The 26086-nt window shown below is 42.7% G+C and carries 25 protein-coding genes and 1 other RNA gene; 18 read left to right on the forward strand and 8 right to left on the reverse strand.

The window, feature by feature from the left end; all coding sequences use genetic code 11:
* The first annotated feature begins 4 nt into the window (after positions 1-4).
* From pyrH to lpxA, 11 genes are all read left to right on the forward strand, one after another.
* Complete coding sequence (pyrH, locus tag NI467_RS08445) at positions 5-733, forward strand: UMP kinase (protein ID WP_151203817.1); 729 nt, start codon at positions 5-7, stop codon at positions 731-733.
* A 77-nt stretch (positions 734-810) separates the two neighbouring features.
* The gene (gene frr / locus NI467_RS08450) at positions 811-1365 is read left to right on the forward strand and encodes a ribosome recycling factor (RefSeq protein ID WP_151203815.1); all 555 of its coding nucleotides are present in this window, start codon (positions 811-813) and stop codon (positions 1363-1365) included.
* Between the two features lie 7 nt (positions 1366-1372).
* Positions 1373-2125 (forward strand): polyprenyl diphosphate synthase, encoded by a 753-nt coding sequence (uppS, locus tag NI467_RS08455; RefSeq protein WP_151203813.1) that lies wholly within the window; start codon positions 1373-1375, stop codon positions 2123-2125.
* A 2-nt stretch (positions 2126-2127) separates the two neighbouring features.
* Positions 2128-2952, forward strand: coding sequence for a phosphatidate cytidylyltransferase (locus NI467_RS08460; RefSeq protein WP_151203811.1), 825 nt, complete (start codon positions 2128-2130; stop codon positions 2950-2952).
* Complete coding sequence (gene ispC, locus NI467_RS08465) at positions 2953-4149, forward strand: 1-deoxy-D-xylulose-5-phosphate reductoisomerase (RefSeq protein ID WP_151203809.1); 1197 nt, start codon at positions 2953-2955, stop codon at positions 4147-4149.
* Positions 4150-4152: 3 nt separating this feature from the next.
* Positions 4153-5508 carry an RIP metalloprotease RseP gene (gene rseP / locus NI467_RS08470; RefSeq protein ID WP_253152268.1) on the forward strand — a complete coding sequence of 452 codons (1356 nt, stop codon included), beginning with the start codon at positions 4153-4155 and terminating at the stop codon, positions 5506-5508.
* Between the two features lie 39 nt (positions 5509-5547).
* Complete coding sequence (gene bamA, locus NI467_RS08475; protein WP_253152269.1) at positions 5548-8133, forward strand: outer membrane protein assembly factor BamA; 2586 nt, start codon at positions 5548-5550, stop codon at positions 8131-8133.
* A 79-nt stretch (positions 8134-8212) separates the two neighbouring features.
* On the forward strand, positions 8213-8710 hold the full coding sequence (locus tag NI467_RS08480; protein ID WP_253152270.1) for an OmpH family outer membrane protein: 498 nt from the start codon (positions 8213-8215) through the stop codon (positions 8708-8710).
* Between the two features lie 4 nt (positions 8711-8714).
* Entirely contained in the window at positions 8715-9785 is a 1071-nt protein-coding gene (gene lpxD / locus NI467_RS08485) for a UDP-3-O-(3-hydroxymyristoyl)glucosamine N-acyltransferase (protein WP_253152306.1), read from the forward strand.
* Between the two features lie 5 nt (positions 9786-9790).
* Entirely contained in the window at positions 9791-10276 is a 486-nt protein-coding gene (gene fabZ / locus NI467_RS08490) for a 3-hydroxyacyl-ACP dehydratase FabZ (RefSeq protein ID WP_373688392.1), read from the forward strand.
* A complete protein-coding gene (lpxA, locus tag NI467_RS08495; RefSeq protein ID WP_151203796.1) occupies positions 10273-11061 on the forward strand; it encodes an acyl-ACP--UDP-N-acetylglucosamine O-acyltransferase in 789 nt (262 codons plus the stop codon). The genes fabZ and lpxA overlap by 4 nt, the downstream gene beginning before the upstream one ends.
* A 57-nt stretch (positions 11062-11118) precedes the next feature.
* Here lpxA and NI467_RS08500 read toward each other — a convergent pair whose 3' ends face one another.
* Positions 11119-11901, reverse strand: coding sequence for a YbgF trimerization domain-containing protein (locus NI467_RS08500; protein ID WP_253152273.1), 783 nt, complete (start codon positions 11899-11901; stop codon positions 11119-11121).
* 297 nt (positions 11902-12198) lie between these two features.
* Between NI467_RS08500 and ffs the strand changes: the two genes are divergently transcribed.
* An RNA gene (gene ffs / locus NI467_RS08505) (signal recognition particle sRNA small type) lies at positions 12199-12295 on the forward strand.
* A gap of 239 nt (positions 12296-12534) precedes the next feature.
* Here ffs and NI467_RS08510 read toward each other — a convergent pair.
* From NI467_RS08510 to NI467_RS08525, 4 genes are all read right to left on the reverse strand, one after another.
* Positions 12535-13149, reverse strand: a complete 615-nt coding sequence (locus NI467_RS08510; protein WP_253152308.1) for a regulatory protein RecX — start codon at positions 13147-13149, stop codon at positions 12535-12537.
* A 90-nt stretch (positions 13150-13239) separates the two neighbouring features.
* Positions 13240-14280, reverse strand: a complete 1041-nt coding sequence (gene recA, locus NI467_RS08515) for a recombinase RecA (RefSeq protein ID WP_151203792.1) — start codon at positions 14278-14280, stop codon at positions 13240-13242.
* A gap of 145 nt (positions 14281-14425) precedes the next feature.
* On the reverse strand, positions 14426-14866 hold the full coding sequence (locus NI467_RS08520) for an RNA-binding S4 domain-containing protein (protein ID WP_151203790.1): 441 nt from the start codon (positions 14864-14866) through the stop codon (positions 14426-14428).
* On the reverse strand, positions 14859-15545 hold the full coding sequence (locus NI467_RS08525) for an HAD-IA family hydrolase (RefSeq protein ID WP_253152275.1): 687 nt from the start codon (positions 15543-15545) through the stop codon (positions 14859-14861). Before NI467_RS08525 ends, NI467_RS08520 begins: the two co-directional genes overlap by 8 nt.
* Before the next feature lie 13 nt (positions 15546-15558).
* Here NI467_RS08525 and NI467_RS08530 point away from each other — a divergent pair, with 13 nt between their 5' ends.
* The 3 genes from NI467_RS08530 to NI467_RS08540 all read left to right on the forward strand — a co-directional run bounded on the left by NI467_RS08530 (position 15559) and on the right by NI467_RS08540 (position 20314).
* Complete coding sequence (locus NI467_RS08530; protein WP_253152277.1) at positions 15559-16410, forward strand: 3'(2'),5'-bisphosphate nucleotidase CysQ; 852 nt, start codon at positions 15559-15561, stop codon at positions 16408-16410.
* A 60-nt stretch (positions 16411-16470) separates the two neighbouring features.
* Positions 16471-17208, forward strand: coding sequence for a histidine phosphatase family protein (locus NI467_RS08535; RefSeq protein WP_253152279.1), 738 nt, complete (start codon positions 16471-16473; stop codon positions 17206-17208).
* 373 nt (positions 17209-17581) lie between these two features.
* Positions 17582-20314 (forward strand): M66 family metalloprotease, encoded by a 2733-nt coding sequence (locus NI467_RS08540; protein WP_253152281.1) that lies wholly within the window; start codon positions 17582-17584, stop codon positions 20312-20314.
* A 499-nt stretch (positions 20315-20813) separates the two neighbouring features.
* Here NI467_RS08540 and rpsT read toward each other — a convergent pair whose 3' ends face one another.
* The gene (rpsT, locus tag NI467_RS08545) at positions 20814-21083 is read right to left on the reverse strand and encodes a 30S ribosomal protein S20 (RefSeq protein ID WP_151203782.1); all 270 of its coding nucleotides are present in this window, start codon (positions 21081-21083) and stop codon (positions 20814-20816) included.
* Between the two features lie 214 nt (positions 21084-21297).
* Between rpsT and NI467_RS08550 the strand changes: the two genes are divergently transcribed.
* From NI467_RS08550 to NI467_RS08560, 3 genes are all read left to right on the forward strand, one after another.
* Positions 21298-21969, forward strand: a complete 672-nt coding sequence (locus NI467_RS08550) for a nucleoside-diphosphate sugar epimerase (protein WP_151207887.1) — start codon at positions 21298-21300, stop codon at positions 21967-21969.
* A gap of 5 nt (positions 21970-21974) precedes the next feature.
* Positions 21975-22484, forward strand: a complete 510-nt coding sequence (rraA, locus tag NI467_RS08555; RefSeq protein ID WP_151203778.1) for a ribonuclease E activity regulator RraA — start codon at positions 21975-21977, stop codon at positions 22482-22484.
* Between the two features lie 116 nt (positions 22485-22600).
* Positions 22601-23386, forward strand: a complete 786-nt coding sequence (locus NI467_RS08560; protein ID WP_151203776.1) for a glutathione S-transferase N-terminal domain-containing protein — start codon at positions 22601-22603, stop codon at positions 23384-23386.
* 328 nt (positions 23387-23714) lie between these two features.
* Here the strand turns inward: NI467_RS08560 and NI467_RS08565 are convergent, their stop codons facing one another.
* Positions 23715-24884: a cupin domain-containing protein gene (locus NI467_RS08565; protein ID WP_174659685.1), complete on the reverse strand. Its 1170-nt coding sequence runs from the start codon at positions 24882-24884 to the stop codon at positions 23715-23717.
* A gap of 77 nt (positions 24885-24961) precedes the next feature.
* Complete coding sequence (locus NI467_RS08570; RefSeq protein ID WP_253152283.1) at positions 24962-26038, reverse strand: exodeoxyribonuclease VII large subunit; 1077 nt, start codon at positions 26036-26038, stop codon at positions 24962-24964.
* Between the last annotated feature and the right edge of the window lie 48 nt (positions 26039-26086).

Genomic DNA, 26086 nt, shown 5'->3' on the forward strand with positions numbered 1-26086 from the left:
GAAGATGTTGGATTCTAAAAAACCTCGATTTGGTCGTATCCTGTTAAAGCTTTCTGGTGAAGCACTGGCAGGGAATAAAGACATGGGGATTGATGCCCAGATCCTGGATCAGATGTCTTTATCGATTGCCCATTTGGTTGGTTTGGGTGTTCAAGTCGGTATCGTGGTCGGTGGTGGTAACCTGTATCGTGGTAGCCAGCTACAAAAAGACGGTCTGGTCGGTCGGGTAACAGGCGATCAAATGGGGATGCTGGCGACTGTAATGAACGGTCTGGCCCTGCGTGATGCCTTGGTGCGCCGTAATATCAAAACACGCTTACTGTCAGCTTTACCAATTGGGACAGTTGTAGAATCTTATTCTAGCCGTGATGCTATCCGTCACCTGACACGCGGTGAAGTGTGTGTATTTGTTGCCGGTACAGGAAACCCATTCTTTACTACGGATACAGCAGCTTGCTTACGCGGTATTGAAATTGAAGCGAATCTGATTCTTAAAGCCACTAAAGTTGATGGTGTTTATAATAAAGATCCAAGCAAGTATGAAGATGCAGTAAAATACAATACATTGACCTTCGATCAGGTACTGGATGAAAAGCTGGGTGTGATGGATTTGACCGCCATTTGTCTATGCCGTGATCACAATGTGCCGCTACAAGTCTTCGATATGAACAAGTCTGGTGCTTTATTGTCCGTTGTGATGGGTGAAAATGAGGGCACTCACGTCACGAATTAATGACGTGAGTCCTGAAGCCATTTATACTAGCCGCTAATTTAGCATTTATCTCTTTAGAATTAAGTAAGGAAGATCATATGATTAACGATCTTAAAAAAGACGCAGAAGAGCGTATGAACAAGTCACTTGACTCATTGGAAAATGGTTTTGCAAAAGTTCGTACAGGTCGTGCACATCCATCTATTTTAAACGGTGTTATGGTTCCTTACTATGGCTCTGATGTGCCATTAAATCAGGTTGCTAACGTAGGTGTTGAAGACTCGCGTACTTTACTGGTTCAGCCATTTGAGCGTTCAATGGTATCTGCAATTGATAAAGCGATTCGTGAATCAGACCTGGGTCTGAACCCGATTACGGCAGATGCAATCCGTGTACCTATGGCCGCTTTAACCGAAGAAACACGTCGTGACATGCAAAAAGTGGCACGTAACGAAGCTGAAAATGCCAAGGTTGCAATCCGCAACATCCGCCGTGATGTATTGGGTGATATTAAAGCCTTATTAAAAGAGAAAGAGATTTCTGAAGATGATGAGCGCCGTGCATCTGACGACATCCAGAAAATTACAGATAAATTTGTTGCTGAAGTAGATAAACGCTTGGCTGCGAAAGAAGCTGAATTGATGAAGGTTTAATTCATCAATGACCACTGCTGAAGAAAACCCCCATCTTCCAAAACATGTTGCCATCATTATGGATGGCAACAATCGTTTTGCCAAAAAAAATCAGATGCAGAAAGGTGATGGACACCGTGAAGGAAAAACGGTTCTGGATCCGATTGTAGAACATTGTAAAAAAAGAAATATTCAGGCGCTGACTGTCTTTGCATTTTCCAGCGAAAACTGGAATCGTCCTCAATATGAAGTTGAATTGCTGATGAATCTGCTGCTAGATACGATTCATGAGCAATTGCCTCGCATGGAAAAGTTCAATATTGCACTGCGTTTTATAGGAGATCGCTCGCGTTTATCTCCTGAACTGCAATCACTAATGTTGCATGCTGAACAAAGGACTGCTAATTTCAACAGTATGACACTTACCATTGCCATCAGTTATGGCGGTATGTGGGATATGGCACACGCTGCGAAGCAGATTGCTGCAGATGTTTTAACAAATAAATTAAATCTTGATGCAATTGATGCTGATGTCTTTGGTCAATATGTCTGTTTAGGTGATTTGCCTGCTGTGGATTTGCTGATTCGTACAGGTGGAGATTTCCGTCTGTCTAATTTCCTGCTCTGGCAGGCGGCTTATGCAGAGCTATATTTTACTGAAACTTTATGGCCTGAGTTTACTGTAGAAGAATTTGATGATGCGCTGGCTGTATTTGGTGGGCGTGAGCGTCGTTTCGGCAAAACATCAGAACAGATTTGTCAGGAAAAACTTGAGAACTAAACATGTTTGAGCGGATTATAACCGCATTGGTGTTGGTAGCCGTAGTGATCAGCTGCATGTTTGCTACCAAATCACATTATCCAATGTTTGCCTTAATGGTTGTGGCTGCTGGGGTTGCAGGCTATGAATGGTTTAAGCTCATGCCGCGAAAATCTAAAAATGTAATCAAGCCGGTGGGATGGGGTTATGGTCTGATGACCGCAGCCTTATCTGCACTGGCCTTATATTACTGGGATGTTGCCTTATTATTATGGGCTGCTTCGATCATGACCTGGCTGCTCAGCATCTACTGGGTGAAATCCTATCCTGATTACGACGGCTGGTACAATGTCAGTCTGCAAGGTCTTGGTATTATTTTAATTTCAGCAGCTGTAACGGCAATCTTCTCGGTTTGGCAAAATTCACCTTGGTGGTTGATGTACCTATTCCTGCTGGTGTGGGGTGCAGATAGCGGGGCGTATTTTGTAGGGCGTAAATTTGGCAAGAAAAAGCTTGCGCCGAATGTCAGCCCGAACAAGTCTGTCGAAGGGCTATATGGCGGTATTGTGACTTCAATGCTGATCGTAATCGCCGTGGCTTCCTTATATCTGGAAATGACTTGGGCCGAACTCAGCCTATTTCTGATTTTATCTATCGTAACCGTCTTTAGTTCGGTCTTGGGTGATCTGTTTGAATCCATGATCAAGCGTCGTGCCGGAATCAAGGATTCTGGTCGTATTCTGCCCGGTCATGGCGGTGTGCTGGACCGGATTGATTCTTTGCTGGCTGCAGCTCCAATTTTTGCAACTGGTATCTATATCTTAAAACTTATTGGCGTAAATTTATAAATGTCACAAGCTGTTTGTATACTGGGTGCTACAGGTTCCATTGGTCAAAGTACTTTAAAGATTCTGCAGCAGCACTCTGAAGCTTACTCGGTTTTCGCTGTGACAGCGCAAAGTCGTATGATTGAACTGGCTGAAATCTGCCAGCAGTATCACCCCAAAGTTGCTGTGGTGCCTTCTGAAAAGGTAGATGAGCTTGCCCATCTGCTTGAGCAGCAGGGATTGTCTGATATCGAGATTTTGCAGGATGAGGCCGGTTTAATTGCAGTTGCCGAACATCCTGAGGTGGATATCGTGATGGCGGCAATTGTTGGTGCAGCAGGTTTGTTGCCGACATTGGCAGCAGTAAAAGCAGCTAAACGCGTTCTACTGGCCAATAAAGAAGCCTTGGTGATGTCCGGTGATATCATGATGCAGGCTGCGCGTCAGCATGGTGCCTTATTGCTGCCTGTAGACTCTGAGCATAATGCCATTTTCCAGTGTCTGCCGCAAAACTACTTTGAGGCAGAGCGCAATGGCCAGCCGAAACTCGGCGTACAGCAGATTCTACTGACCGCCTCAGGCGGCCCATTTTTAAATCATAGTCTGGAAGAGCTTGAGCAGGTGACACCTGTGCAGGCCTGTAAACATCCTAACTGGTCCATGGGGCAAAAAATTTCGGTAGATTCAGCGACTTTAATGAATAAAGGGCTGGAATTGATCGAAGCCTGCCATTTATTTGCAGTTGAAGAACAATTTGTTACAGTCGTTGTGCATCCACAGAGTATTATTCATTCCATGGTGCAATATGTAGATGGATCGACTTTGGCACAAATGGGCAATCCGGATATGGGAACGCCAATTGCACATGCTTTGGCATGGCCTGAGCGAATCAGTACCCATATCGCACCATTAGATCTATTTATACATTCACAGCTGAATTTTCAGGAGCCGGATGTGGAACGTTTTCCTGCATTAAAGCTGGCCCGCCAAGCTATGCAGAGCGGCGGAATTGCACCGACGATTTTAAATGCAGCCAATGAGATTGCTGTGGCTGCCTTCTTGAATCAAGAGATTAGATTTACCCAAATTCCTCAGGTGGTTGAAAGTGTCCTGAACCAGATGGATAATCAGCCTGCATATGATCTGGAAACTATTTTGCAGGCAGATCAGACCGCACGAGGTTTGTCACAGCAATTTGTGGTGAATAAAGGAAGTTAAGAGATGAACGCCTTGTTTATTATTGCCGCTGCAATCCTGTTACTCGGTCCCTTAATTGCGATTCACGAGTTTGGTCACTACATTGTGGCACGTAAACTGGGCGTTAAAGTGTTGGTTTACTCGATTGGTTTTGGCCCGACTCTGATCAAATGGACCTCCAAAAAATCAGGTATCCAGTATCAGCTCTCTGCTTTGCCTTTAGGTGGGTATGTGAAGATGCTGGATGAACGTGAAGGCAATGTCGCGGAAGAAGACTTACCCAAAGCCTTTAACCGTCAGCATCCCTGGAAGCGTATCGCGATTGTGGCTGCTGGTCCTTTAATCAATCTGGTGCTGGCTGTGGTTCTCTTCTGGATATTGTTTTTACCTGCTCAGGAACAGCTAAATACCCGGGTCGGCAAGATTATTCCCGATACGCCTGCCGCTACTGTACATATGCAGCAAGGGGATAAAATTGTTGCGATAGACGGAACGAAGGTCGAAACCTGGGAAAAGCTCAGCTATGCGCTGGTCGATCGTGTCGGTGAAACTGGCAATATCAGTATTCAGGCTGAGCGGTCAGGTGAGACTAAAACCTTTCAGCTCCCTATTCAGAATTTTCTCAAAGATCAGTCTCAATCTCCCTTAGAAGAGCTAGGCTTCTTGCCTTATCGCCCGCAAGTTCCAGCAGTGGTCTCCAAGCTGACCGCCGATGGTGCAGCCATCCGTCAAGGGATGCAGGAGGGTGACCGTATCTTGGCCATTAATGGCACCTCGATGAAAGACTGGTACGATGTGGTGCAAGTGGTTCAGGCCTCTCCGGAAAAACTGCTCAAGATAGAAGTATTGCGGGATAAACAGGTGATACAGCTTGAAGTTATGCCGCAAGGAAAGCGTGACAATATGGGCAATGTCACTGGTATGCTTGGCGTACAGGGTGATCCGGGTAAAATTACCATTCCCGCAGAATATAAACAGACCATTCATTATAACCCGGCCGAAGCACTGGTCATGGCTTTTGATAAAACCGCGCAGCTTTCCTCCATGATTGTAAACTCGATTGTGAAGATGATCCGTGGAATGATCGGTTTGGATAACCTCTCTGGCCCAATTACCATTGCCAAGGTAGCCGGACAAAGTGCAGAAATGGGTTGGGAAACTTTTATTTCCTTTATGGCGCTAATGAGTGTAAGTTTAGGAATATTAAACTTATTGCCCATTCCAATGCTTGATGGAGGACATCTGGTTTACTATTTTATTGAATTAATTCGTGGTAAACCTGTTTCTGAACAAATACAATTGGTTGGATTTAAAATTGGTATGGTACTGCTCGGCAGTATGATGCTTCTGGCATTATTTAATGACTTTATGCGTTTATAAGAACGTAAATGAAATAAATTAACAGCGGAAAAGACTGGCATGCAGCACACACATTTATTTATGCCTTTGGCACTCGTTAGTGCAATGGCAGCAGCACAACAAGTATATGCAGTAGATGAATTCATTGTACAAGATATAAAATTTGATGGATTAGTACGTTTAACTCCTGAAAATCTGTATAGCTTGGTGCCGGTCAACAGTGGTGACCGTGTGAATGATCCTGTGATTGCCAATGCAATTCGTAGCCTGTTTGCATCAGGGTTATTTGATGATATCAAAGCCGTTCAGCAGGGAAATACTCTGGTTTTCCAGGTGGTAGAGCGTCCGGTTATTTCAAAGATTGAGCTCAAAGGCAACAAGTTGATTCCAAAAGAAGCACTTGAAGAAGGCCTGAAAAAAATGGGCTTGGCTGAAGGCGAGGTGCTGAGAAAATCTGCGCTGCAAACAGTGGAGTCCGAGCTTGAACAGCAATATATGCAGCAAGGCCGTTATGATGCCGATATTAAGGTAACCACCACTGCGCGACCAAATAACCGGGTTGAATTACTGATTGACTTTGTAGAAGGCAAAGCCGCTAAAGTTTTTGATATTAATATCATCGGGAATACGGTATTTAAAGAATCCGAGATTAAGCAGGCTTTTGCCGTCAAGGAAAGTGGTTGGAGTTCAGTGGTCTCGCGTAATGACCGCTATGCACGTGAAAAGATGGCTGCGAGTCTGGAAGCCTTGCGTGCGATGTATCTGAACCGTGGTTACATTAACTTTAATATCGCCAACTCCAGCCTGAACCTGAGTGAAGATAAAAAAAATGTGTTCATTGAGGTTTCAGTCGATGAAGGTGAGCAGTTTAAATTTGGTCAAACCAAGTTCTTGGGTGATGCGCTTTATCAGCCTGAAGAGTTAAAAGCTTTACAGCTGTATAAAGAAAGTGAAGTGTATTCACAGGAAAAAGTGAATGCAGTCAAGCAGTTGTTGCTACGTAAATATGGCAATGCTGGCTATTACTATGCTGAAGTGAATGTGGTTCCTCAGATTAATGAAGAAACCAAGCAAGTTGATTTGAACTATTATATTAATCCGGGTCAACAGATTACCGTACGACGTATCAACTTTACAGGTAACTCCAAGACCGCAGACGAAGTATTGCGTCGTGAAATGCGCCAAATGGAAGGGGCACTGGCCAGTAACGAAAAGATTGATCTGTCAAAGGTTCGTCTGGAACGCACCGGTTTCTTTAAGAGTGTAGATGTTAAACCTGTACGTATTCCGGGTTCACCTGATCAGGTTGACCTGAATATTGCAGTAGAAGAACAACATTCGGGAACCAGTACACTGGCAGTTGGTTTCTCGCAAAGTGGTGGTGTGACCTTCCAGGCTGGCTTAAGTCAAACCAACTTCTTGGGTACAGGGAATAGCGTCTCTATAGACCTGTCCCGTTCTGAAACTCAAGATTATTATAACTTGAGCGTGATGGACCCGTATTTTACCATTGATGGCGTACGTCGTGGCTATAATCTTTACTATCGTAAAACCAAACTAGATGATGATTATAACGTCAATAACTATGTGACTGACAGTTTTGGTGGTGGGATCAATTTTGGTTATCCAATTGATGAAAACCAAAGTGTAAGTTTGGGCCTGAATATTGACCAGACTGAAGTGACGACTGGTCCCTATGTCTCGACCTATGTTCGGGATTATTTGTTAGCCAATGGTGGTAAAGCTAAAGGCGAAGGTAAGTATTGTTCGAGCGATAACCTAAAATCACAATGGGAGATTGATTTAGCAGCTGATCCTGATCTGGAAAAACCTTCTAATCCACCAGAAGGTTATTTTGATCGTCTTTGCCGAGATGGTAATAATCAAGATATTGGTTTTACCTCATTTGATGATGAGTTTGGTGGAGAATTCCTGACTTATAATTTAAATCTAGGTTGGTCATATAACACTTTAAACCGTCCAGTCTTCCCAACTACGGGAATGTCACATCGAGTCAATGCAGAAATTGCATTACCTGGCAGTGATGTGGAATATCAAAAAGTATCTTATGATGCACAAGCACTCTTCCCATTGGGTAAGGACTTTGTGCTGCGCGGTTACGGTAAGCTAGGCTATGGTAATGATCTGCCATTCTATAAGAACTTCTATGCTGGTGGTTATGGCTCAGTGCGTGGTTATGAAAACAGTACGCTTGGACCTAAATACCCTGGTGTAACTTATAACGAATCACGCAGACGAGATTATGATCCAGAAGAAGTGGGTGGTAATGCGCTAATTCAGTTTGGTGCTGAGTTGGTATTGCCTGTGCCGTTTAAAGGGGATTGGGCACGTCAGGTGCGTCCAGTACTGTTTGCTGAAGGTGCTCAAGTATTTGATACTCAGTGTGATGTACCATCAGGTAAGCTGTATTTGACTGGTAAAATGGATGATCCTGGTGTAGATGCAAAACAATACTGTAAAGACAACTTCGGCTTTGATAGTGGCAATATGCGCTATAGTGTTGGTGCAGGCTTTACCTGGATTACCATGATTGGCCCATTATCACTCAGTTATGCTTATCCACTTAACGATAAGCCGGGTGATGATACCCAGAATGTACAGTTTGAAATTGGACGTACATTCTAAATTACTTATCCATGAAGAATGTAAAATTTGCTCACGAGGTTGTGGCCTTGTGAGCAAATTTTTTGAAAGAGTGAAAATTATGAATAAAATAATGATGACAATGAGCCTGGTTTTAGCCACATTCGCGCCTTTGACTCAAGCAGCCGGGATTGGTGTAATTGATCTGGAGCGTGTGGTTGAAAATAGTACTTATTTAAAGCAGCAAAATACTGCATTCCAGCAAAAAATTCAGCCTCAAACCACCAAGATTGACCAGTTAAGTAAAGAGCTTGAGGCTTTACAGCAGCGAGCGCAGGCAAATAGCAAAATCAGTGATGCTGAAAAGCAGAAAATGTCAGCTCAATATCAGGCTAAACTTCAGGAATTGGCACAGCTTCAGCAAACCGTTCAAGGCAGTGTACAAAGCTCCATTCAGCAAATCCGGACAGTTTTTGATGGACGTGTGAAACAGATTGCAGAGCAATTGCGTAAAGAAAACAACCTGGATGTGGTTTTAAATAAAAATTCCACGCTTACTTATGACGCCAAGTATGATTTAACTGATAAAATGATTCAAAAGGTTAATGCAATTAAATAAATCAATGAATCATCAACAGCTTCAGTTAGCTGATCTTGCTCGCCTGGTTCAAGGCGAGTGTGTAGGTCAGGCAGATTTGCATTTGAGAGGTTTGGCCAGTCTTGAACATGCAACCTCACAAGATTTGGCATTCGTTAATGCAGACAAATATCTAGAGCAGGCCAATCACAGTCAGGCGGGTGCGCTCATTGTCACTGCTGAACTGAAACAGCAATGCACTTCACAGCAAAACTTTATTGTGGTGGATAATCCTTACTTGGCTTTTGCCATCCTGACGCATGTTTTTGAAAAAAAACATAGCATGACTGGAATTGAAAGTACGGCACAAATTCATCCTTCAGCAATAATTGCCGACGATGCCTATATTGGTCACTATGCAGTGATTGGTGAGCATTGTGTGGTGGGTGCAAATACGATTGTTCAAGCACATGCATATCTTGATGATGCTGTGGAAATCGGTCAAGACTGTTTTATTGATGCACATGTGACCCTAACTGGCGAAGCTAAAATTGGTAACCGTGTCCGTATTCATGCCAATACGGTGATTGGTAGTGAAGGTTTTGGTTTTGCGCCTTACCAAGGGAAATGGCACAGGATCGCCCAGTTAGGTTCTGTTCGCATCGCTGATGATGTCCGGATTGGGTCGAACTGTAGTGTAGATCGTGGTGCGTTGGATGATACGGTTTTGGAACAAGGTGTTATTATTGATAACCTTGTGCAAATCGCGCATAACGTTAAAATAGGTGCCAATACCGCTATTGCTGCGAAAACTGCTGTTGCAGGAAGTGTTTCAATTGGCAAAAACTGTATCATTGGTGGTGGTACCGCAATTTCTGGACACTTAAATATTGCTGATAATGTGACTTTGACTGGAATGTCAATGGTGACAAATAATATTTCTGAAGATGGAAAATATTCTTCGGGGATTGGATTGTTTGAAAATCAGAAATGGAAACGCACAGTGGTTCGCCTCAGACAATTAGCAGATGTGCCATTGACCCAGTTGGTTAAACGATTGGATCATATGCAATCTCAAATTGAGTCCATTGAATCAACATTAAAGTTGCGTAAATAATTATGATGACAGAGTCGAATTTGCCTACATTGACGAAGCCTGAATTGCCAATGAATATTCAAAAAATTCGTGAATATTTGCCCCATCGTTATCCATTTTTACTGGTTGATCGTGTAGTCGATATTACTGAAAATGGTATTGTTGGTTATAAGAACGTCTCGATTAATGAAGAGTTTTTGCAAGGTCATTTTCCGAATTATCCGATCATGCCGGGCGTGCTGATTGTTGAAGCATTGGCTCAGATTTCTGGAATTTTGGGTTTTGTCATGAATAACGAAGTTCCAAGTGAAGGTTCTTTGTTCCTGTTTGCTGGTGCTGAGAAGGTCAGATTTAAAAAACAAGTGGTTGCTGGTGATCAATTGGTTTTAAAAGCTGAATTAGTGATGCAAAAGCGAGGCATTTACAAATATAATTGTATTGCCACTGTAGATGGCGTCGTCGCAACAACCGCGGAAATTATGGTTTCGCATCAAAAAGTCGAGCAGGCATGAGCAATAATCCCCTTATTCACCCAACTGCCATTATTGACTCATCAGCAGTAATTGCTGCTGATGTGCAAATTGGTCCATATTGTATTATTGGACCGAATGTCACTATTGGCGCGGGTAGCAAACTTCATTCACATGTTGTGGTGGGTGGCTATACGCGTATGGGTGAATATAATGAAATTTTTCAGTTCGCCAGTGTGGGCGAAGTTTGTCAGGATCTCAAATATGCAGGTGAAGAAACCTGGCTAGAAATTGGTGATCACAACAAGATTCGTGAACATTGTAGTTTGCATCGTGGTACGGTTCAGGATCAGGGCATTACTAAAGTGGGTAGTCATAACCTGCTGATGGTGAATACGCATATTGCCCATGACTGTAGGGTGGGCGATCATAATATCTTTGCAAATAATGTCGGTGTAGCTGGCCATGTGCATGTAGGTGATTATGTTGTGGTTGGAGGTAACTCCGGAATTCATCAATTCTGCAAAATTGATTCATATAGCATGATTGGCGGTGCTTCACTTATTCTCAAAGATGTGCCAGCGTATGTAATGGTGTCTGGAAATCCTGCACATGCATTTGCCATGAATGTGGAAGGGATGCGTCGTAAGGGTTGGTCCAAGAATGTGGTCAATGGCTTACGTGAAGCTTTCAAGCTCATTTATAAATCGGGTCTGACCACTCAGGAAGCGCTTGAAAAAATTCGTAGTGAGATTTTACCAGAAGTGCCTGAAGCGCAGCGTTTAATTGACTCTCTGGAGCAATCAAAACGCGGAATCATACGCTAAAGCATTTTTTATAAAAAAGACACCTTGAGAGTGTCTTTTTTATTTTCTAAACAGCCTTTATTTAAAATACTGCGCTTCTTCTGATTGTGGATGCTGACTTAATAGCTGGTTTTTATATTGCATCGCTACATCAGGCTTGTGTTCTACATCCTTGCTGATGCTATAAAGCTGATACAAGGCACGTGGTGCACGCGATGATTTGGGAAAGCGTTCTGTAACCACCGTATAATTACGCTTGGCTTCTGCAAAATTGGGTGGATCAATGGCCAGATTAAACTCAGCCAGCCAGAAGTGCGCATTGCTGATATACACGCTATTGGGATTGTTCTTGATAAAATTCTGCATTGGTGCGATTGCTTTAGCAGCACCGCCATTTTTATAAGCATCCAGTGCAATGGTATAAGCGGCTTTTTCCTGCTCATTAGCTTGTGTGCTGCTGGTGTTTGCTGCGGCTGTTGAACTCAAACTGGGAGGAGTATCCTGTTGATTATCCTCCGTTGGTGCATCCTCTGTCGGTTCTATTTTTTGCTGTAATAATTCCAGACGCTGATCTAAGTCGGCATAACGGTTGGTCAGCTCGCTTTTAAGACGTTCAATCTCGTTTTCCTGCTCTTCCATTTTTCCGCGCAAGCTACGCAAATCATTTTCAAGCTGCTGGTTTTTTTGCATGATTTGCCAGCTGGTATTGGTCTGTACAGGCGCATCTGAGCTGGTAGAAATAGCGGCTTGTGCTGCAGGATTGTTGGATTGGCTTAATCCGCGTGATTCTATTGGAATGGCGGCAAGCAGGGGCGTTGTAAAGAGTGCAGTCAAAGCACACAATGCCGTTTTCTTAAACATTCTATAATTTCCATAATTCTTGGCGAGCCCTGGGCTCGCTACACAGTTATATCAACAAGAAGATCTGCTCTCTATTATCCACATTAGAAACGGCATTTTTAGAAATTGCAACAAGGTTTTACAAAGATTCAGTTAATTTTGCTGTTCATGAATTAAATATGAAGATCAATCAAAAAGCGCTAAAATATTCGGACTGTTTCTAAAGTAATCAAACGGATAGCTTGTGAGCTAATTTTGAATACAAGTACTTGCAACTTACTTAAAAATCTTTATACTCTGTTCCTGCAATGGTAGCCCTGCCGGTTACTTCGCAATTGCACTCTATGAACCCCGCCAGGACCGGAAGGTAGCAACGGTAATAGAACTGTGATGTGCCGAAGCTTTGCTGGTAGGGTTGCCACCATATATTTAATTATAAAAGTTATACATATTCGCAATCTCATTTATCCGATTAAACTTAAGCTCTTCTATTTAAAACCCACCTATAGCATTTTTTTATTTAATTTTATTGCTCTATCAACACCTCAGTGTTTCGTCTGACAGATGTATCATCATTGAATGAGTAGGAATCAGTAGGATTAAAGTTAAGAACTGGAAAGCTGAGTAAATGAATATATTGAAGAAAGGATAGGGTTAGTCTTCAGGCTTGCGGCTAATGGCTTTTATGATCGCATCCATTTCAAAACCACGATACATCAGAAAGCGGATCTGTTTAGCCTTAAGTTTAGGGTCTTTGCTGACTTCTGGCCCATATTTTTTAAGTTTAAGCTCATAGGCCTGTTGTACCCAGTCAGTTTCCTTGAGCTCTTCTGAAATTAAAGCAGTATCAATTTTTTTGCTTTTAAGCTTCATTTTAATTTGATTGGGGCCTTTGCCTTTGCGCTTTTGACTCGATAGCATGATTTCAGCGACACGCTGGTCGCTCTGGTAATTTTCTTTTGCAAGCTCATCGACCAAAGCGATGACCTCATTACGATCTTCTGCATAAAGCGCCAGTTTTTCGATCAGCTCAGCTTTAGAATATTCCTTGCGGGTTAAGACGGCAAAGGCATAAGAACGCAGACGAGAGCCGCTAAGGCCTGGTTTTTTCTCTTGCTTATCCGGCTGTCCAAATAAACTGTCTTCCGGATCAAATTCTGGCAAAACTTGAGACGGAACAGTTGAGGTGTGTGCTGAATCTTCAGTATCACCAAACTGCTGCTTAATCGCTTCATAGTCCAAGAGCTTACTGAATTTTGCGTCCGACATGCTGATCTCGAATAAAGTAAACCAGTCCATCATAACAAAACGCCCCGTAGGGCGCTCTGGATGATGTTGAAAGACTAAACAAATAATAGATTAGGCATCTAAAAGATCTGCTTCTTCTTTATCATCTTCTTCAGTGATTACGGCTTTGGTAAGCAGTTGCTCCCGAATCAGCTTTTCAATGGTTTTAGCCATTTCTTTATGTTCTTCCAGGTAGCGAATCGTGTTGTTCTTACCTTGGCCAATCTTGTCGCCTTGATATGAATACCATGCTCCGGCTTTTTGTACGATTTCTTGCTGTACGGCAAGGTCGATCAGTTCACCTAGATGGTTTACGCCTTTACCATACAGAATCTGGAACAGGGCTTCTTTGAAGGGAGGCGCCATTTTGTTTTTCACAACTTTGACTTTGGTTTCAGAACCAATAATCTCGTCACCTTCTTTAACCTGACCGATACGACGAATATCCAGACGTACAGAAGCGTAGAACTTCAGAGCGTTACCACCAGTCGTAGTTTCCGGGCTACCAAACATCACACCAATTTTCATACGGATCTGGTTAATGAAAATGACCATACAGTTTGAACGTTTGGCATTACCGGTAATTTTACGCAGTGCCTGGCTCATCAAACGTGCTTGCAGGCCCATGTGTGAGTCGCCCATTTCGCCTTCAATTTCGGCGCGAGGGGTTAGGGCAGCCACGGAGTCAACAACGATCATGTCAATTGCACCAGAGCGTACCAGCATGTCTGCAATCTCAAGTGCCTGTTCACCATGATCGGGTTGAGAGACCAATAGGTTATCAATATCTACACCAAGTTTACGGGCGTATTGAGGATCAAGCGCGTGCTCGGCATCGATAAATGCACATGTGCCGCCTGCTTTTTGACATTCAGCAATCGCTTGCAGGGTCATCGTGGTTTTACCTGAAGATTCAGGACCATAAATTTCGATAATACGGCCTTTCGGTAAACCACCAATACCGAGTGCAATATCAAGCGTTAATGAGCCTGTAGATACAGCTTCAACTGCCTGCACGGTATTGTCACCAAGACGCATCACTGTGTTTTTACCAAACTGTTTTTCAATTTGGCTTAAGGCAGCATTAAGCGCCTTATTTTTATTCTCATCCATCTTATAACCTCAATACGATGTCACAAACTTAGTACTCAAGTGGATGTCTTAAATTAGAGCTTCGTTCCACAAGTGTATGGTGACAGAAAATGCCTTGCTATTCTATCAATGTCAGGTGTGTTGCGACACATTCTGACGCTTATATTCAATCATCATTATATGACCACTGCTGGTCAAAGTTCTGACTATTTTCATTTCTGAATTTACTGATGTCCCGGCGGTCTTTTTTGCTCGGCCGATGATCGGGACGGGCTAGATTATGCAACTTTCTTTGTGATGCAATCAATTCCCGGCGTGCAATACTGACTTCAGTTTCTTCATAAAGTTTCTGTGCAACTGGCGCAGGACCGCGTACATCGGAAAGTTCTTTCACGACTACCGTTTTTTTGTCGATGCCTTGCTGAATCGTCAACTCCATTCCGACACGGACTTCGCGTGATACTTTAACCCGTTCGCCATTATGGTGGACTTTGCCTCCCTCAATAGCATTTTTGGCAATTGAACGGGTTTTAAAAAAACGTGCCGCCCACAGCCATTTGTCTATACGCATGCCTACCGCATCTTCAGGTAAAGACGATTTACGCATATTGCTTGCTTACCTCAGTTTGATTTAAATGGGTGATCAGTTCTGTTAATTGGTGCAGCATTGGATAATTGCAAGTCTTGCGTGCAACTTTGCCAGACGAGGGTTGCTGGATGCTAAACAGGTTCTGAATCCCGTAAGCACGGGCACCATTCAGGACTTTTTCGGTATCATCAATAAAATAAACCTGCTCTGGATTAAAAGGATGCAGGGCATTTAAACCTTGCCAGAATTCTACAAACTCTTTGGCATGTCCTATGCTTTCCGAGCTGACAATCACATCAAAATAATCTTTTAAATTCATCTGTTCGAGTTTAAACGCCAAGCTGGCACAGTCGGCATTCGTGGTTAGCCAGATCGGATAATCATTGCTTTTCAGATAGTCGAGCAATTCAAGGCAATAAGGGCGCAAAGCCACTTTATGTTTATGTTCTATTTGCATGGCCAGGACGTCGACTCCAACTTTAGCCGTCCAGAAGCTTGAAGAGTACCAGTTTAGGGTATGATTGTGTTGTTGATAGAAGGTATACAGGGTGGCGCGGCTTTGTTCCAGGCTACAGCCATGTGTTTCAGCATAACGTACTGGTAATAATTCGTTCCAGATGAAATCATCATAGGCAAGATCAAGCAAGGTTCCGTCCATATCAAAAAAAACGGCCGGTTTTTCTGAGCAATTCGACATATTAAGGTTTTCTATGTTTAAAACGACAATAACACCACAAGATCCCATGATTTTGCAGCTTGTGCCCATCTTGACACAGGCTTGTGAAATTTTGCGAGAAGAATATCAGCTTTATTGCTCGGGTGCTGCATTTGATATTGTCAAGAAAAGTGATGATTCTCCGGTGACACAAGCAGATTTTCGGGTGAATAAATATCTGACTCAAGCCTTGGCAGATATATCGGAGTTACCGTTATTGTCGGAAGAAGGTCATCAGGACCAGCGTCATGAATGGTCGGAATTCTGGTTGCTTGATCCTTTAGATGGAACCAAAGAGTTTTTGCACCAGCGGCCTGAATTTACCATTAACTTGAGTCTGGTGAGGGGGAGCTTAACCACCTTCGCCATATTGGCTGTTCCGGCTCAGCAGCTGATTTATTTCTGCCCGGAGCACGGCATGCCGTTGAAATATGATATTCACCATAATGTATGGTTCAGCTATGAAGCGGCGACGGATCATCAGGCTGTATATATTGGTTTGAGTCAGAGTAGCCAGCAGAAGCTGAAATATGTTGAATATCTGCAAAGCTTGGCTAAATTCACTTCATATAGCGAGTTTAAGGCAGGCAGTGCTTACAAGTTCTGTATGATGCTGGAAGATCAGGTGGATATTTATCCACGATTTCACCCAACTGCTGAATGGGATACCAGTGCTGGCCAGTGCATGATCGAACGAATCGGTGGCGGACTGATTGACCTGGAAGGGCGGCCATTCATTTATAATCAGCGTGACACCTTGCTGAATGGCGGATTTATTGCTTATAAGAATCACAAGATGAAAATGCTTGCCTTAAAGGCATTGAGCGATATGCAGTCCAAGCATTGAGCAAAATCCTGAGCATGTTATAGTGAAGGATAATCCTTCACGAATGGAACTGGTCAAGACGTGTCCCTAAAGCTGCTTCCACCTAGCATGTTAAGTGCTATAGATTTACTACCTGATGGACAGACCCCGGTCACCTTGTTCACACGTCACTCGATCCGTGAAAATGTCCAGGGCCAAGGGCTGGCAGGCTATGATCTACAGTTGACTGAGCAGGGAAGAGAGCTGGCGCAGGAGTGGGGAGCTTATCTGGCCGACCAGACAGATCGTATTATCCAACATTGTATTTCCAGTCCGATCCAGCGCTGTATTGATACTGCTGCCTTAATGATTGAAGGCGCGGATGGAGTTACAGCTGAGCCGAATACTCATCGGATTGAAATTATTGAGCAAGGGCTACTGGTCGAGCCGGGAAGTTTTGTATTGGATATTCAGCAAGCCGGCCCTTATTTTGCTAAACAGGGAGCGCTGGGTTTTATTAACAGCTTCGTCAATAATGCTTTGCCGGGAATGAAACATCCGATTCGTGGCGTAGTGGATGTATTGGAGTTAATTTATAACACTCATCCACAAAATAAGTACGGTGTGAGCCTTGCTGTGAGCCACGATACTATTCTGGCAGCCATGATTGCGGTGATGTCCGGTCGGCAGGAAGTAAGTCGCGAGGACTGGCCGGAAATGATGGAAGGGCTGTTTGTGTGGTTTGAGGGAGATGTGTTTTTGGAGTCTAAGCTGAAATGGATCTGGCGTGGTAAGGTTTCAGAATTAAATATTCAGGATTTTAAAAACTTAAATCTCTAACTTTTTATTCTTTCTATATTTTTCGTATTTTAAAAAAGCTTGATACATGATGTTATCGGGCTTTTTTTATTTTGCTGTCTGGATTCCAGGCGATCAAAGTTCCCATTATTAAAAAATCTGGTTCGGTAACAGCGTAATTTAAAAACGAAATACTTTTAATCCGCTCACTGTCTGATAATAAAAAATGTTCCATGACACATTCTAATCATTTGGCTCCATCAATTTTTATTCATATTTTTTTGTTTATCAGACAATAACCGATTGCAAATGAAGCTGCGTATAAATATGATTACATCCTGTATAAGTTGTTGATTTTATTTATTAAAATAAGTCTACCTTTTGGGGTTTTTTGTGCTTTTAGTGGGGGTTTAATATGAAAAATGTGATCAGGTGTTCACATGGTTATTTAAGTGTATGTGTATTATCGCTCATGTTGGTCGCATGTGGGGGTGGGGAAAATGATCAGAATACAGATCAGGGAGGAAACCAGAATCCGAATGAACTTTATCCAGAACCGACTGTAGACGCGAGCTATGCCAATACATTGGGTTTTTATGATTATGATGCAGAATCCAAAACTCGAACGATACGTCATGATCTAAAGGGTGAGTTTCAAGCGATGGTGCAGTTTGGTCAGCAGCATGTTGTTGATCCGAATGGGAATGAAGCCAAACAGATGCCAAGATTAACCAGTGAAAAAGAAGCTTTGCTACTGGTTACGCCTGTGGCTGAAATGCAGGATATTACCTCACTTCAAGTTGATATTTATCAAGGTAATCAGCTGCTGCGTACTGTAAAGCTGGCAGATCCGACCAAAATTCCTGCATCAGATCAGAAAGGACGAGGTACCCGTCCATCTTTACAATATAGTAAGCGTGCCTGGTCAGTCCGATTAAACTGGAATGAAGTTAAGCCTGGTCTGAAATTACGTTTCAGTGACTCGAAAAACCGTAGCGGTGAACTCGCCGAAGAAGCGATTGATTTTGCTGCGCCAGGAGAACTGGTACTCAACAATATCCGTATCGGAATGTTAACTGATGCGCCTGTTTCCGGTGGCCATAAAATGCTGCTAGAGCCGGAAAAATCGGGTACGGATTATTTTCAGACGATTCCTGCGGCACACATGACCGTGGCCAAATATGATGATATTAGTCTGGATAAAGTCATGATTGCGTCAGGTGTCATTTATGATAAGAATACGGGCAGTGCAGGAAGTGGGGATGTTTACAGTGGGGATATGCGTGAGAATGTCGGGAAATCTACATTTAGTGTAGGAATTAATCTGGCTAACTGGGGCATTACCAGTGCTTCAATGGCCAGTCAGGCACAGCCTCAGTTGACGCAAAGTGTTGTGGCCCATCACTCGCGGGGTAAATATACCAATGGTGAAAGTAGCCATGGCCTGAGTGGTGGGAATGGCATGCTGACTTTATATGATTCTATAGGAAATGAATTCAGTCATGAGATTGGACATCACTATGGTTTGGGGCATTATCCTGGGCGTGTACAAATTGATCAGGATACGGTTAATGACTTTTTAACTGCCCATCATGCAGATAGCGGATGGGGATATATAAGCTATCGTAACAAGATGCGTGGTAATTTGAGCTGGAGCTCGACAAGCTTGCGTGATGGTTCAAATGGTATTCCAAACTTTTTAAATCTGTTCCGCTATGGTACAGACTCTATGGCGGGAGGCTATCCGGACAGCACCATATCCAACTATACCCATTATACGGGCTATAGCACCTATTTAAGAATTCAGCCACATTTTGACCGTGCAGTCTGGGATGAAACATCACCGACAGGTTATAAGACCTGGAATAAACAAACCAGGACAATGGAGGTTTATCAACCTCAGATTCCTGCCAAGATGAACGCCGTCTGGTTTAATCGTCCAGATGGTTATTACTTAAAGCCACGTTTGTTCGGTGTGCCGGTCTTTACGATTTTAGGGGGGTATGACCCGGTAAATCAGGTGGGCTTGCTTTACCCGGAAGCACGCGGGAACTGGGGAAATGTCTTTAATCTTCCAGAAGCAGATCTATCATCTGAAAATGCAGCCTGCTGGTTAAAGGTCCACTATCTATCGCATACAAAAACTGTAGCGCTGGCGCCTTCTCGTTTAGGCTCCAATGCAAATAAATTGCATGTGAATCTGGCTATCTCCGATCAGCCGAAAACGGTAGATTTATATTGCAAAAATGCGGGTGAAGAAGCCAAGCAGCTGTCACACCTTGAGATTAAAACTTATCCTGACGCCATTAAGCCAGCCGTTAAGATTGGTCGTCAGGCCGGCTATAGTGCGCTGCGTGCGATAGAACTGCCTGCCCTAGAGGAAGCCTTGGAAGCTCAGGCAGCCAGTACGGTCATCAATTTAAATGCACAGCAGCAGCTGATTGCTGACTCCTATACCGATCATATGGATAAACTGAGTCCTCTGGCCCGACAGCAGTTGATACGTTATCAGCACCAGCAGAATATTGTTCCGCGCTTTGATCGCTGGATTGCAGCTTATCAGCAAGACTTCTCTGCTGGAAAAGCACAGGCCATAACTTCATTTGAAAAACTCATGGTTAGATTGGGGCTGAACAATGACAATATTCTTGCTGGGGCAATGCCAATTAAAAATAATGGCAAGAACTGTCTGAAAACTGAAACACTGACGGATGGTTCGCTTAATCTTTATATTAGTGGACCGAGTGCCTGTACGGGAGATTTAACAGAGCAATGGATGTTTGATGTATCGGGCCGAATTCACTCTGCGAAAGATCCGGGTCAATGTGTCACCAGTACTGGCAGCTATGCAAAAGTGATCATGGCGGTATGTGATGCTAATAATAGCAATCAAATCTGGACCATGAAGCCAGAGAACTCTACGATTATTCAAGCAGGGCAGTGTTTCGATCTTGGAAATGGTTATTTAACCAATAACCGGACTAACCTGTTACGCTATGCTTGTAATAATACCGCTGCCCAGATATGGAATACGCTAACACCAAGCTCCAGTTTGATTTTGGCGACAGCCAGGCCATTTAGCCTGGATTTATATGCAAAATATTTGCAGAATAAAGCCGCCTCTTTAGAGCCGCCAGTAATCCACTAAGTTTTCGGGAGATTAAGAAAAAACAAGCTCTTTAAGGGCTTGTTTTTTTCGATAACTTTTATTTAGGGAATATAGTTACCAGTTAGAAACCAACAGCGGGGTTGAAGCTGATTTATTTTGATTTCTGGCTCTTAAGTCTTAAATGATTGAATGAGTCATTTTTTGATTTTGTAAGAGTTGAGAGGAACAATCAATATTAATCTACATCATCACTTCAAGAGTGAAGATACTGAATACAGTCAGTCGGATCATATCCAATTCACCTTGCTGCTTATGTATAAGAAAATAGAAAAATGCGACACTACAGGGCAGCAAAAATATTTTCATAAAATTTAACAGTACTTTTATTTTGAATGAAGAAATAAGTGCTCAGCGATGTAAAATTAAACTATTCCAGGTTAAAAACTCGTTTTATTATTGTGTTTTTTTTAAGAGCTAATTGAGCTTAATTGAATTTTAGATACAAAAAAAGCCCTAATGGGCTTTTTTCATATCGCGATTAGTTAGCAGCCAAAGCTTTAACTTGCGCATTTAAACGGCTCTTATGACGAGCTGCTTTATTTTTATGGATGATACCTTTATCAGCCATACGGTCGATTACTGGAACAGCTTTTTTGTAAGCTTCAGAAGCAACCGCATAGTCGCCAGCAGCAATAGCAGCTACTGTGCGTTTAAGATAGGTACGAACCATAGAACGCAAGCTTGCGTTGTGTTTGCGTGCTTTAACGTTTTGACGAGCACGTTTTTTAGCTTGAGCAGAGTTTGCCACTCGTGCACTCCTTGAAATAGATTGGTCTGGGCGGGCTGAAACTCAACTGAAAACCAACATCAGAAGAACTATCACCAGCCCGTAAACAAGTGCCATATTTTGATTAAACTAAGCACCGAAGTCAAGTCTTGACATGCTTTGGCAACATTTTAGATGCAGAAAAACTCTAAAGAAAACGTTAGATTAGTATTCCACTGAGGAGATCGTATAAAAAATGACTAAATCAATAACTCATCCTATGGTGATTGGCGCCAGTGGACTGGTCGGAAAACAACTCATACAGGACCTGCAAGTTGAGCCAAGTTGCGAGCAGATTACTGCTGTAGTCAGGCATTATCAGACAGACTGGGACAGCTTCAATAAAGTGCGCCAGCTGGTACTTGAAGACTTTCTGATGCTAAATGATCAGGATGTAAGCGGGCATACTCACGGCTTTAGTTGTCTGGGTACGACCATAAAAAAAGCCGGTTCCAGACAGAGTTTTTACGATATTGATTACACGATTAATGCCCATTTTGCAGAATTGCTTCAGCAGACCGAGGCTCATTATTTGTTGCTGAGTGCGATGGGTGCAAATCCGCAATCGCTATTTTATTACAATCGGGTCAAGGGTGAGCTGGAAGAATATGTTCAAAGTCTGTCTCTGGACAGAATTAGCCTGATTCGCCCCTCACTTTTACTTGGCGAGCGCGAAGAGCCGCGTTTTCTGGAAGATACAGCGCAACAGATCTATCATAAGATCTCAAATTTTATCCCCGATACTTTTCAATATAAGCCGGTGACAGCCGCCCAAGTGGCTCATACTATGGTCGAGGCAGCACGAACTCAAACGGTAAAGTTTGAAATTTATGATAATTTATATATTCAAAAAATGAAAAGAGGCTAAATATCGTGTCTACAGTACCATTTGTCACCTGTGATTTATTGGATGATCATCCGGATCTGGAGTTACAGGTCCTAACACCATGTCTGGATGGAAAGTTCTTCAAAAGCTATGGTGCTCGCAAGACCTTCGGTGGGCAGGTCGTTACAGTGAAATGTTTTGAAGATAACTCACGGGTCAAAGAACTCCTGGCAACGGATGGTACTGGCAAAGTGTTGGTGGTGGATGGTGGTGCCTCCATGCGCTGTGCATTAATGGGAGACCTGATTGCCGATTCAGCAGTTAAGAATCACTGGAATGGTGTCATTATTTATGGTTGCATCCGTGATGTAGATGCAATTGCTGAGCTGAACCTGGGGGTACAGGCATTGGCATCCATTCCACAAAAAAGTAACCGTAAAGGCCTTGGAGAGGTAGATGTGCCGCTGTATTTTGGCGGGGTAACTTTTACTCCAGGCGAATATGTTTATGCTGACAATAATGGTATTGTGCTGTCCAAAAGCTCTTTAGTGGCTTAAAAATAGCTTAGACAGACTGTAAAAGAATTACAAAACCAAGCTATAAGATAAAGATACAAGACAGAATCATGAGAGTCTGTCTTGTAGGATGATTAAAACAAAAACAGGAGAAAAATATGCTGGGTCATCAAATCAAGGTTGTTCAAGCATTGGCATCGGCCTTTACCCAAGGCGGACGAGGTACCACAGGTACACCTTTTCCAAATCAGCCGGACCAGCCTTTAAAGCTATATGAATATGAAGGGTCGCCATTTTGTCGGCGTGTACGTGAAGTGATGACTCTGCTGAATCTGGATTATGAGGTTTATCCTTGTCCACGCGGTGGTACCCATTTCCGGCCTGTCGTACAAGCACTCGGAGGAAAGCTCCAGTTTCCTTTTTTAGTAGATGAAAATACCGGCGACAAGTTGTATGAATCTCAAGACATTATTCATCATTTGTTTAAACACTATGGCAAAACTGGAAAAACACCAAAGAAATATGCGTATTATCCAAAAATTCCTGTAGCTGCTATTGCTGGCACAGTCATAAATGGATTAAGCGGGGGCATGGCCAATCCAAAGGCCAAAGGCCGGCCTGCGCCTGAGCAGTTATTGGAGTTATGGGGATTTGAAGCCAGTCCCTATACCCGAATCGTACGTGGCGTTTTGAGCGAACTGGAAATCCCTTTTATTTTTCATAATGTTGCTAAAGAGCGCTGGCAGGATCAAGGGCTTGCCAAGTTGCGCTTAAAACCGGGGAAATATGAACCTTTGGCGGGTGGTAAGCGCGAACAAGTGCTGAAAGTTATGGGCGATAATATTCAGGTGCCTTATCTGGTTGATCCAAATACTGGAGTTAGCCTGTTTGAATCAGCGGATATTGTGAAATATTTAAAACAGCAATATGGCGCTGCCGCTTAGCATTGCATGAGAAATGCTTTGAAAATTCCACTTTATACAGGTGTATGCCACTCAAGTAGAGGAGTGGCATTTTACCTTCGATAAAGCTTTACAATTACGGATAGCCAATAAAGACACTTTAAAAATGCTGGTTTGGATGATATAAATCATTTAAAAATAAATAAGCCTCAAGTGCTTATCTTAAAAATAGCCTAAGCATAAATAAACCTTAACTCGACGAATGGCCGTCTTTAAAGTATAGAATCTGCTTGGTGTTTGAAATTAAAAAGATTTCTGGTAATAAAAAAAGAGGACCAATTGATCCTCTTTAGAACGGGCAGCAATGAAACTATATTTCGTCAGCAGGCGGAACCAGCATTAAAATAGACTCATTCAATAAATCTGCCAGATCTTCCAGCATGTCCTCATCGGCAAAATCTAGATCTAATGCTACAGATTCGCCATTTGCCAGCTGTTTAAGCTTTTCGGTAAAAGCCTCAGAAATGCAGATTCCTTCACCATTGGCCCAGAAGAGAACTTCACTATCTTCCTCGGTATATAGCAGACGTGAAGCGGGCTCCAGTAGAATGCTATAACCCTGGTCGAGCGCCTCTTCCAGATCTCCAGTACCAATTTCTTCAGCTTCCGGAATGTTCTCTTCATACTTTGGTTCGGACATCAGGCTCATGATGGCATCTTCCAGCACATTTGAATTGTGCAGTTGCTCCATGATCTTGTCTTTTAAGTATTCCAGCTCAAGGGGGGTAACTTCCCCGGCAGCACTGATCTGGTCACGGACAATATCGACTAATGGATTACGCAAAACCTCATTTTCTGCAAACTTGTCACCGACACGATCCATCATGTCACTGACATTTGGCATACGAAAACCGAAGGAAAATGTTAAGCAGTCATCTTCTGCAACGCCGTAATGCGCAAGCCCGGGCGGAACATACAATAAATCACCCGGTGCCAAAACCTCATCAAAGTTAACCTCAATCTCAGGGAGTAATTTAAGTGGCTGGCCGGGAACCATCTCTGTTTCAGCATCACACATTTGGCCCAGTTGCCAGCGACGGTGGCCATAACCCTGTACCAGGAAAACATCATAAAAATCGAAATGTTTACCTACAGAACCGCCTTGTGGAGCATACGACACCATAATGTCATCACGGCGCCATTGCGGAATAAAGGAGAATTTTTTCCACAGTCCAGAAAGGTCAAAAGAATAATGATCAACTGCTTGAATTAAAAGTGTCCAGAGCTTAGGCATCTTCTGGAAGTCTGCTTTTAAAAGTGGCGAAGATTTAACCGACCACTGGTTTGGATCACGGTCTTTTTGCTTGATAAGGCGGGCAGTGATATTTTCTTCTAAAGCCAGTTCCATCACATCGCTGGGTTCGAGTAAACCTGCGATTTCAGGCATCGCATTACGGACCAGAAGGGGTTTTTTCTGCCAGTATTCGGCAAGGAATTGTTCAGCGGTGATACCGCCTAACACATCTAAGGAGTGGGACATAAAAAGCCTGAAGAAATTAATTTTTTAAATCATAGCATTTAGACGGGATAATTCTTTCATCTAAAGCCGCATTATTTTCACAAATAGTTATTTTGTAAAAACAGCAGCATGAGAATAAGTAGGGTAGAGAATAAAGTACACTGAATAATAAGCCTTTTCTGGGAGGAATTATCGGGTTGGGCTACCTGCTCCAGACGACGATCAATTTGAGTAAGGGTGCTTTGTAGATGATCAAGTTTCGTGGTCAGGTCTTGAGCTTGCTCTTTTTCTGTTTGCAGTTGCTGCTGTAGAGAGAGGATTAATTCTTCATTTTCTTTTTCTTTTTTATGTTGGATAAATTTTTGATACAGCATTTTTTTTAAATAACTACCTGCATCGGTAGGGGTAATTGCGGTGTAGTCTGCAAAAAGATTAATTAAATTTCGATCTGAAGAATGTCCAATTCCTGTAATACGAAAAGTAGCACTTGAGGCAAGAGCACGAATAACATCAGGGTGATCAAAACTCTCTAATGCTTTAGTATCCCCACCTCCGCGAATAATCACCAAAATATCTGCTTTTGCTTCAGAAATGGTTTGGCTCAGTTCAGCTACATTGCTAAAGCTGATTTTCTTTTCTATTAACTCAATATAATTAATCTGATAGTGAAGGCCATGTAAGAAATCCTGATGGACTTGAGCAGAACTAGAGTTGGAGTAGATCAGACAAACTTTAGGATAGTTTTTTTTAGGAAAGGGTTGATGTACATAGGTTAAACTTTTAAGCAAAATGCTCGTCTGATCTACATATAGTCCTTCTTCTGGGCTTGCAGGTTCAATTTTTACAATATTGGCCTCTGTAACCAGACAGTCGTGCATATTCAGAACGGGCTGACACTGGCAAATTGCACGTACTACAGTACCATCACCAATATTATCTGGAATAACTTTGATACTTGCACGTGCTTTAAGTTGATGCGGTCCATCTTGTAATAACAGTTGATACAGTACATTCTGCTTTTTTTCTTTAGCTCGCTGGCGTGAATCATTGAGTTGATTGATTTGGGCGACAATGACAAAGGACTCTAGTGCCTGACTACTTATAAACGCTTCTAAAGCTTGAAGTTTTCCCTGACTAAAGTTATGAAATTCTTTAACAGTTAATTTTTGATGCATAAGACTATAACAATCGGTTATTTTGACTTGTTGCGATATGAAGAAAGT

The organism is Acinetobacter sp. S4397-1 (assembly GCF_024129285.1).
GTDB classification, from domain to species: domain Bacteria; phylum Pseudomonadota; class Gammaproteobacteria; order Pseudomonadales; family Moraxellaceae; genus Acinetobacter; species Acinetobacter lwoffii_C.

Excerpts from the sequence above, each read along its gene's own strand:
- NI467_RS08570 (WP_253152283.1), bottom strand. The coding sequence starts at position 26,038 with ATGCATCAAAAATTAACTGTTAAAGAATTTCATAACTTTAGTCAGGGA.
- lpxA (WP_151203796.1), top strand. The coding sequence starts at position 10,273 with ATGAGCAATAATCCCCTTATTCACCCAACTGCCATTATTGACTCATCA.
- NI467_RS08530 (WP_253152277.1), top strand. The coding sequence starts at position 15,559 with ATGTTTAAAACGACAATAACACCACAAGATCCCATGATTTTGCAGCTT.
- NI467_RS08565 (WP_174659685.1), bottom strand. The coding sequence starts at position 24,884 with ATGTCCCACTCCTTAGATGTGTTAGGCGGTATCACCGCTGAACAATTC.
- NI467_RS08550 (WP_151207887.1), top strand. The coding sequence starts at position 21,298 with ATGACTAAATCAATAACTCATCCTATGGTGATTGGCGCCAGTGGACTG.
- NI467_RS08520 (WP_151203790.1), bottom strand. The coding sequence starts at position 14,866 with ATGCGTAAATCGTCTTTACCTGAAGATGCGGTAGGCATGCGTATAGAC.
- frr (WP_151203815.1), top strand. The coding sequence starts at position 811 with ATGATTAACGATCTTAAAAAAGACGCAGAAGAGCGTATGAACAAGTCA.
- NI467_RS08560 (WP_151203776.1), top strand. The coding sequence starts at position 22,601 with ATGCTGGGTCATCAAATCAAGGTTGTTCAAGCATTGGCATCGGCCTTT.
- NI467_RS08510 (WP_253152308.1), bottom strand. The coding sequence starts at position 13,149 with ATGTCGGACGCAAAATTCAGTAAGCTCTTGGACTATGAAGCGATTAAG.
- uppS (WP_151203813.1), top strand. The coding sequence starts at position 1,373 with ATGACCACTGCTGAAGAAAACCCCCATCTTCCAAAACATGTTGCCATC.
- NI467_RS08525 (WP_253152275.1), bottom strand. The coding sequence starts at position 15,545 with ATGTCGAATTGCTCAGAAAAACCGGCCGTTTTTTTTGATATGGACGGA.
- recA (WP_151203792.1), bottom strand. The coding sequence starts at position 14,280 with ATGGATGAGAATAAAAATAAGGCGCTTAATGCTGCCTTAAGCCAAATT.
- rseP (WP_253152268.1), top strand. The coding sequence starts at position 4,153 with ATGAACGCCTTGTTTATTATTGCCGCTGCAATCCTGTTACTCGGTCCC.
- bamA (WP_253152269.1), top strand. The coding sequence starts at position 5,548 with ATGCAGCACACACATTTATTTATGCCTTTGGCACTCGTTAGTGCAATG.
- ispC (WP_151203809.1), top strand. The coding sequence starts at position 2,953 with ATGTCACAAGCTGTTTGTATACTGGGTGCTACAGGTTCCATTGGTCAA.
- NI467_RS08460 (WP_151203811.1), top strand. The coding sequence starts at position 2,128 with ATGTTTGAGCGGATTATAACCGCATTGGTGTTGGTAGCCGTAGTGATC.
- NI467_RS08480 (WP_253152270.1), top strand. The coding sequence starts at position 8,213 with ATGAATAAAATAATGATGACAATGAGCCTGGTTTTAGCCACATTCGCG.
- lpxD (WP_253152306.1), top strand. The coding sequence starts at position 8,715 with ATGAATCATCAACAGCTTCAGTTAGCTGATCTTGCTCGCCTGGTTCAA.
- NI467_RS08540 (WP_253152281.1), top strand. The coding sequence starts at position 17,582 with ATGAAAAATGTGATCAGGTGTTCACATGGTTATTTAAGTGTATGTGTA.
- NI467_RS08500 (WP_253152273.1), bottom strand. The coding sequence starts at position 11,901 with ATGTTTAAGAAAACGGCATTGTGTGCTTTGACTGCACTCTTTACAACG.
- fabZ (WP_373688392.1), top strand. The coding sequence starts at position 9,791 with ATGACAGAGTCGAATTTGCCTACATTGACGAAGCCTGAATTGCCAATG.
- pyrH (WP_151203817.1), top strand. The coding sequence starts at position 5 with ATGTTGGATTCTAAAAAACCTCGATTTGGTCGTATCCTGTTAAAGCTT.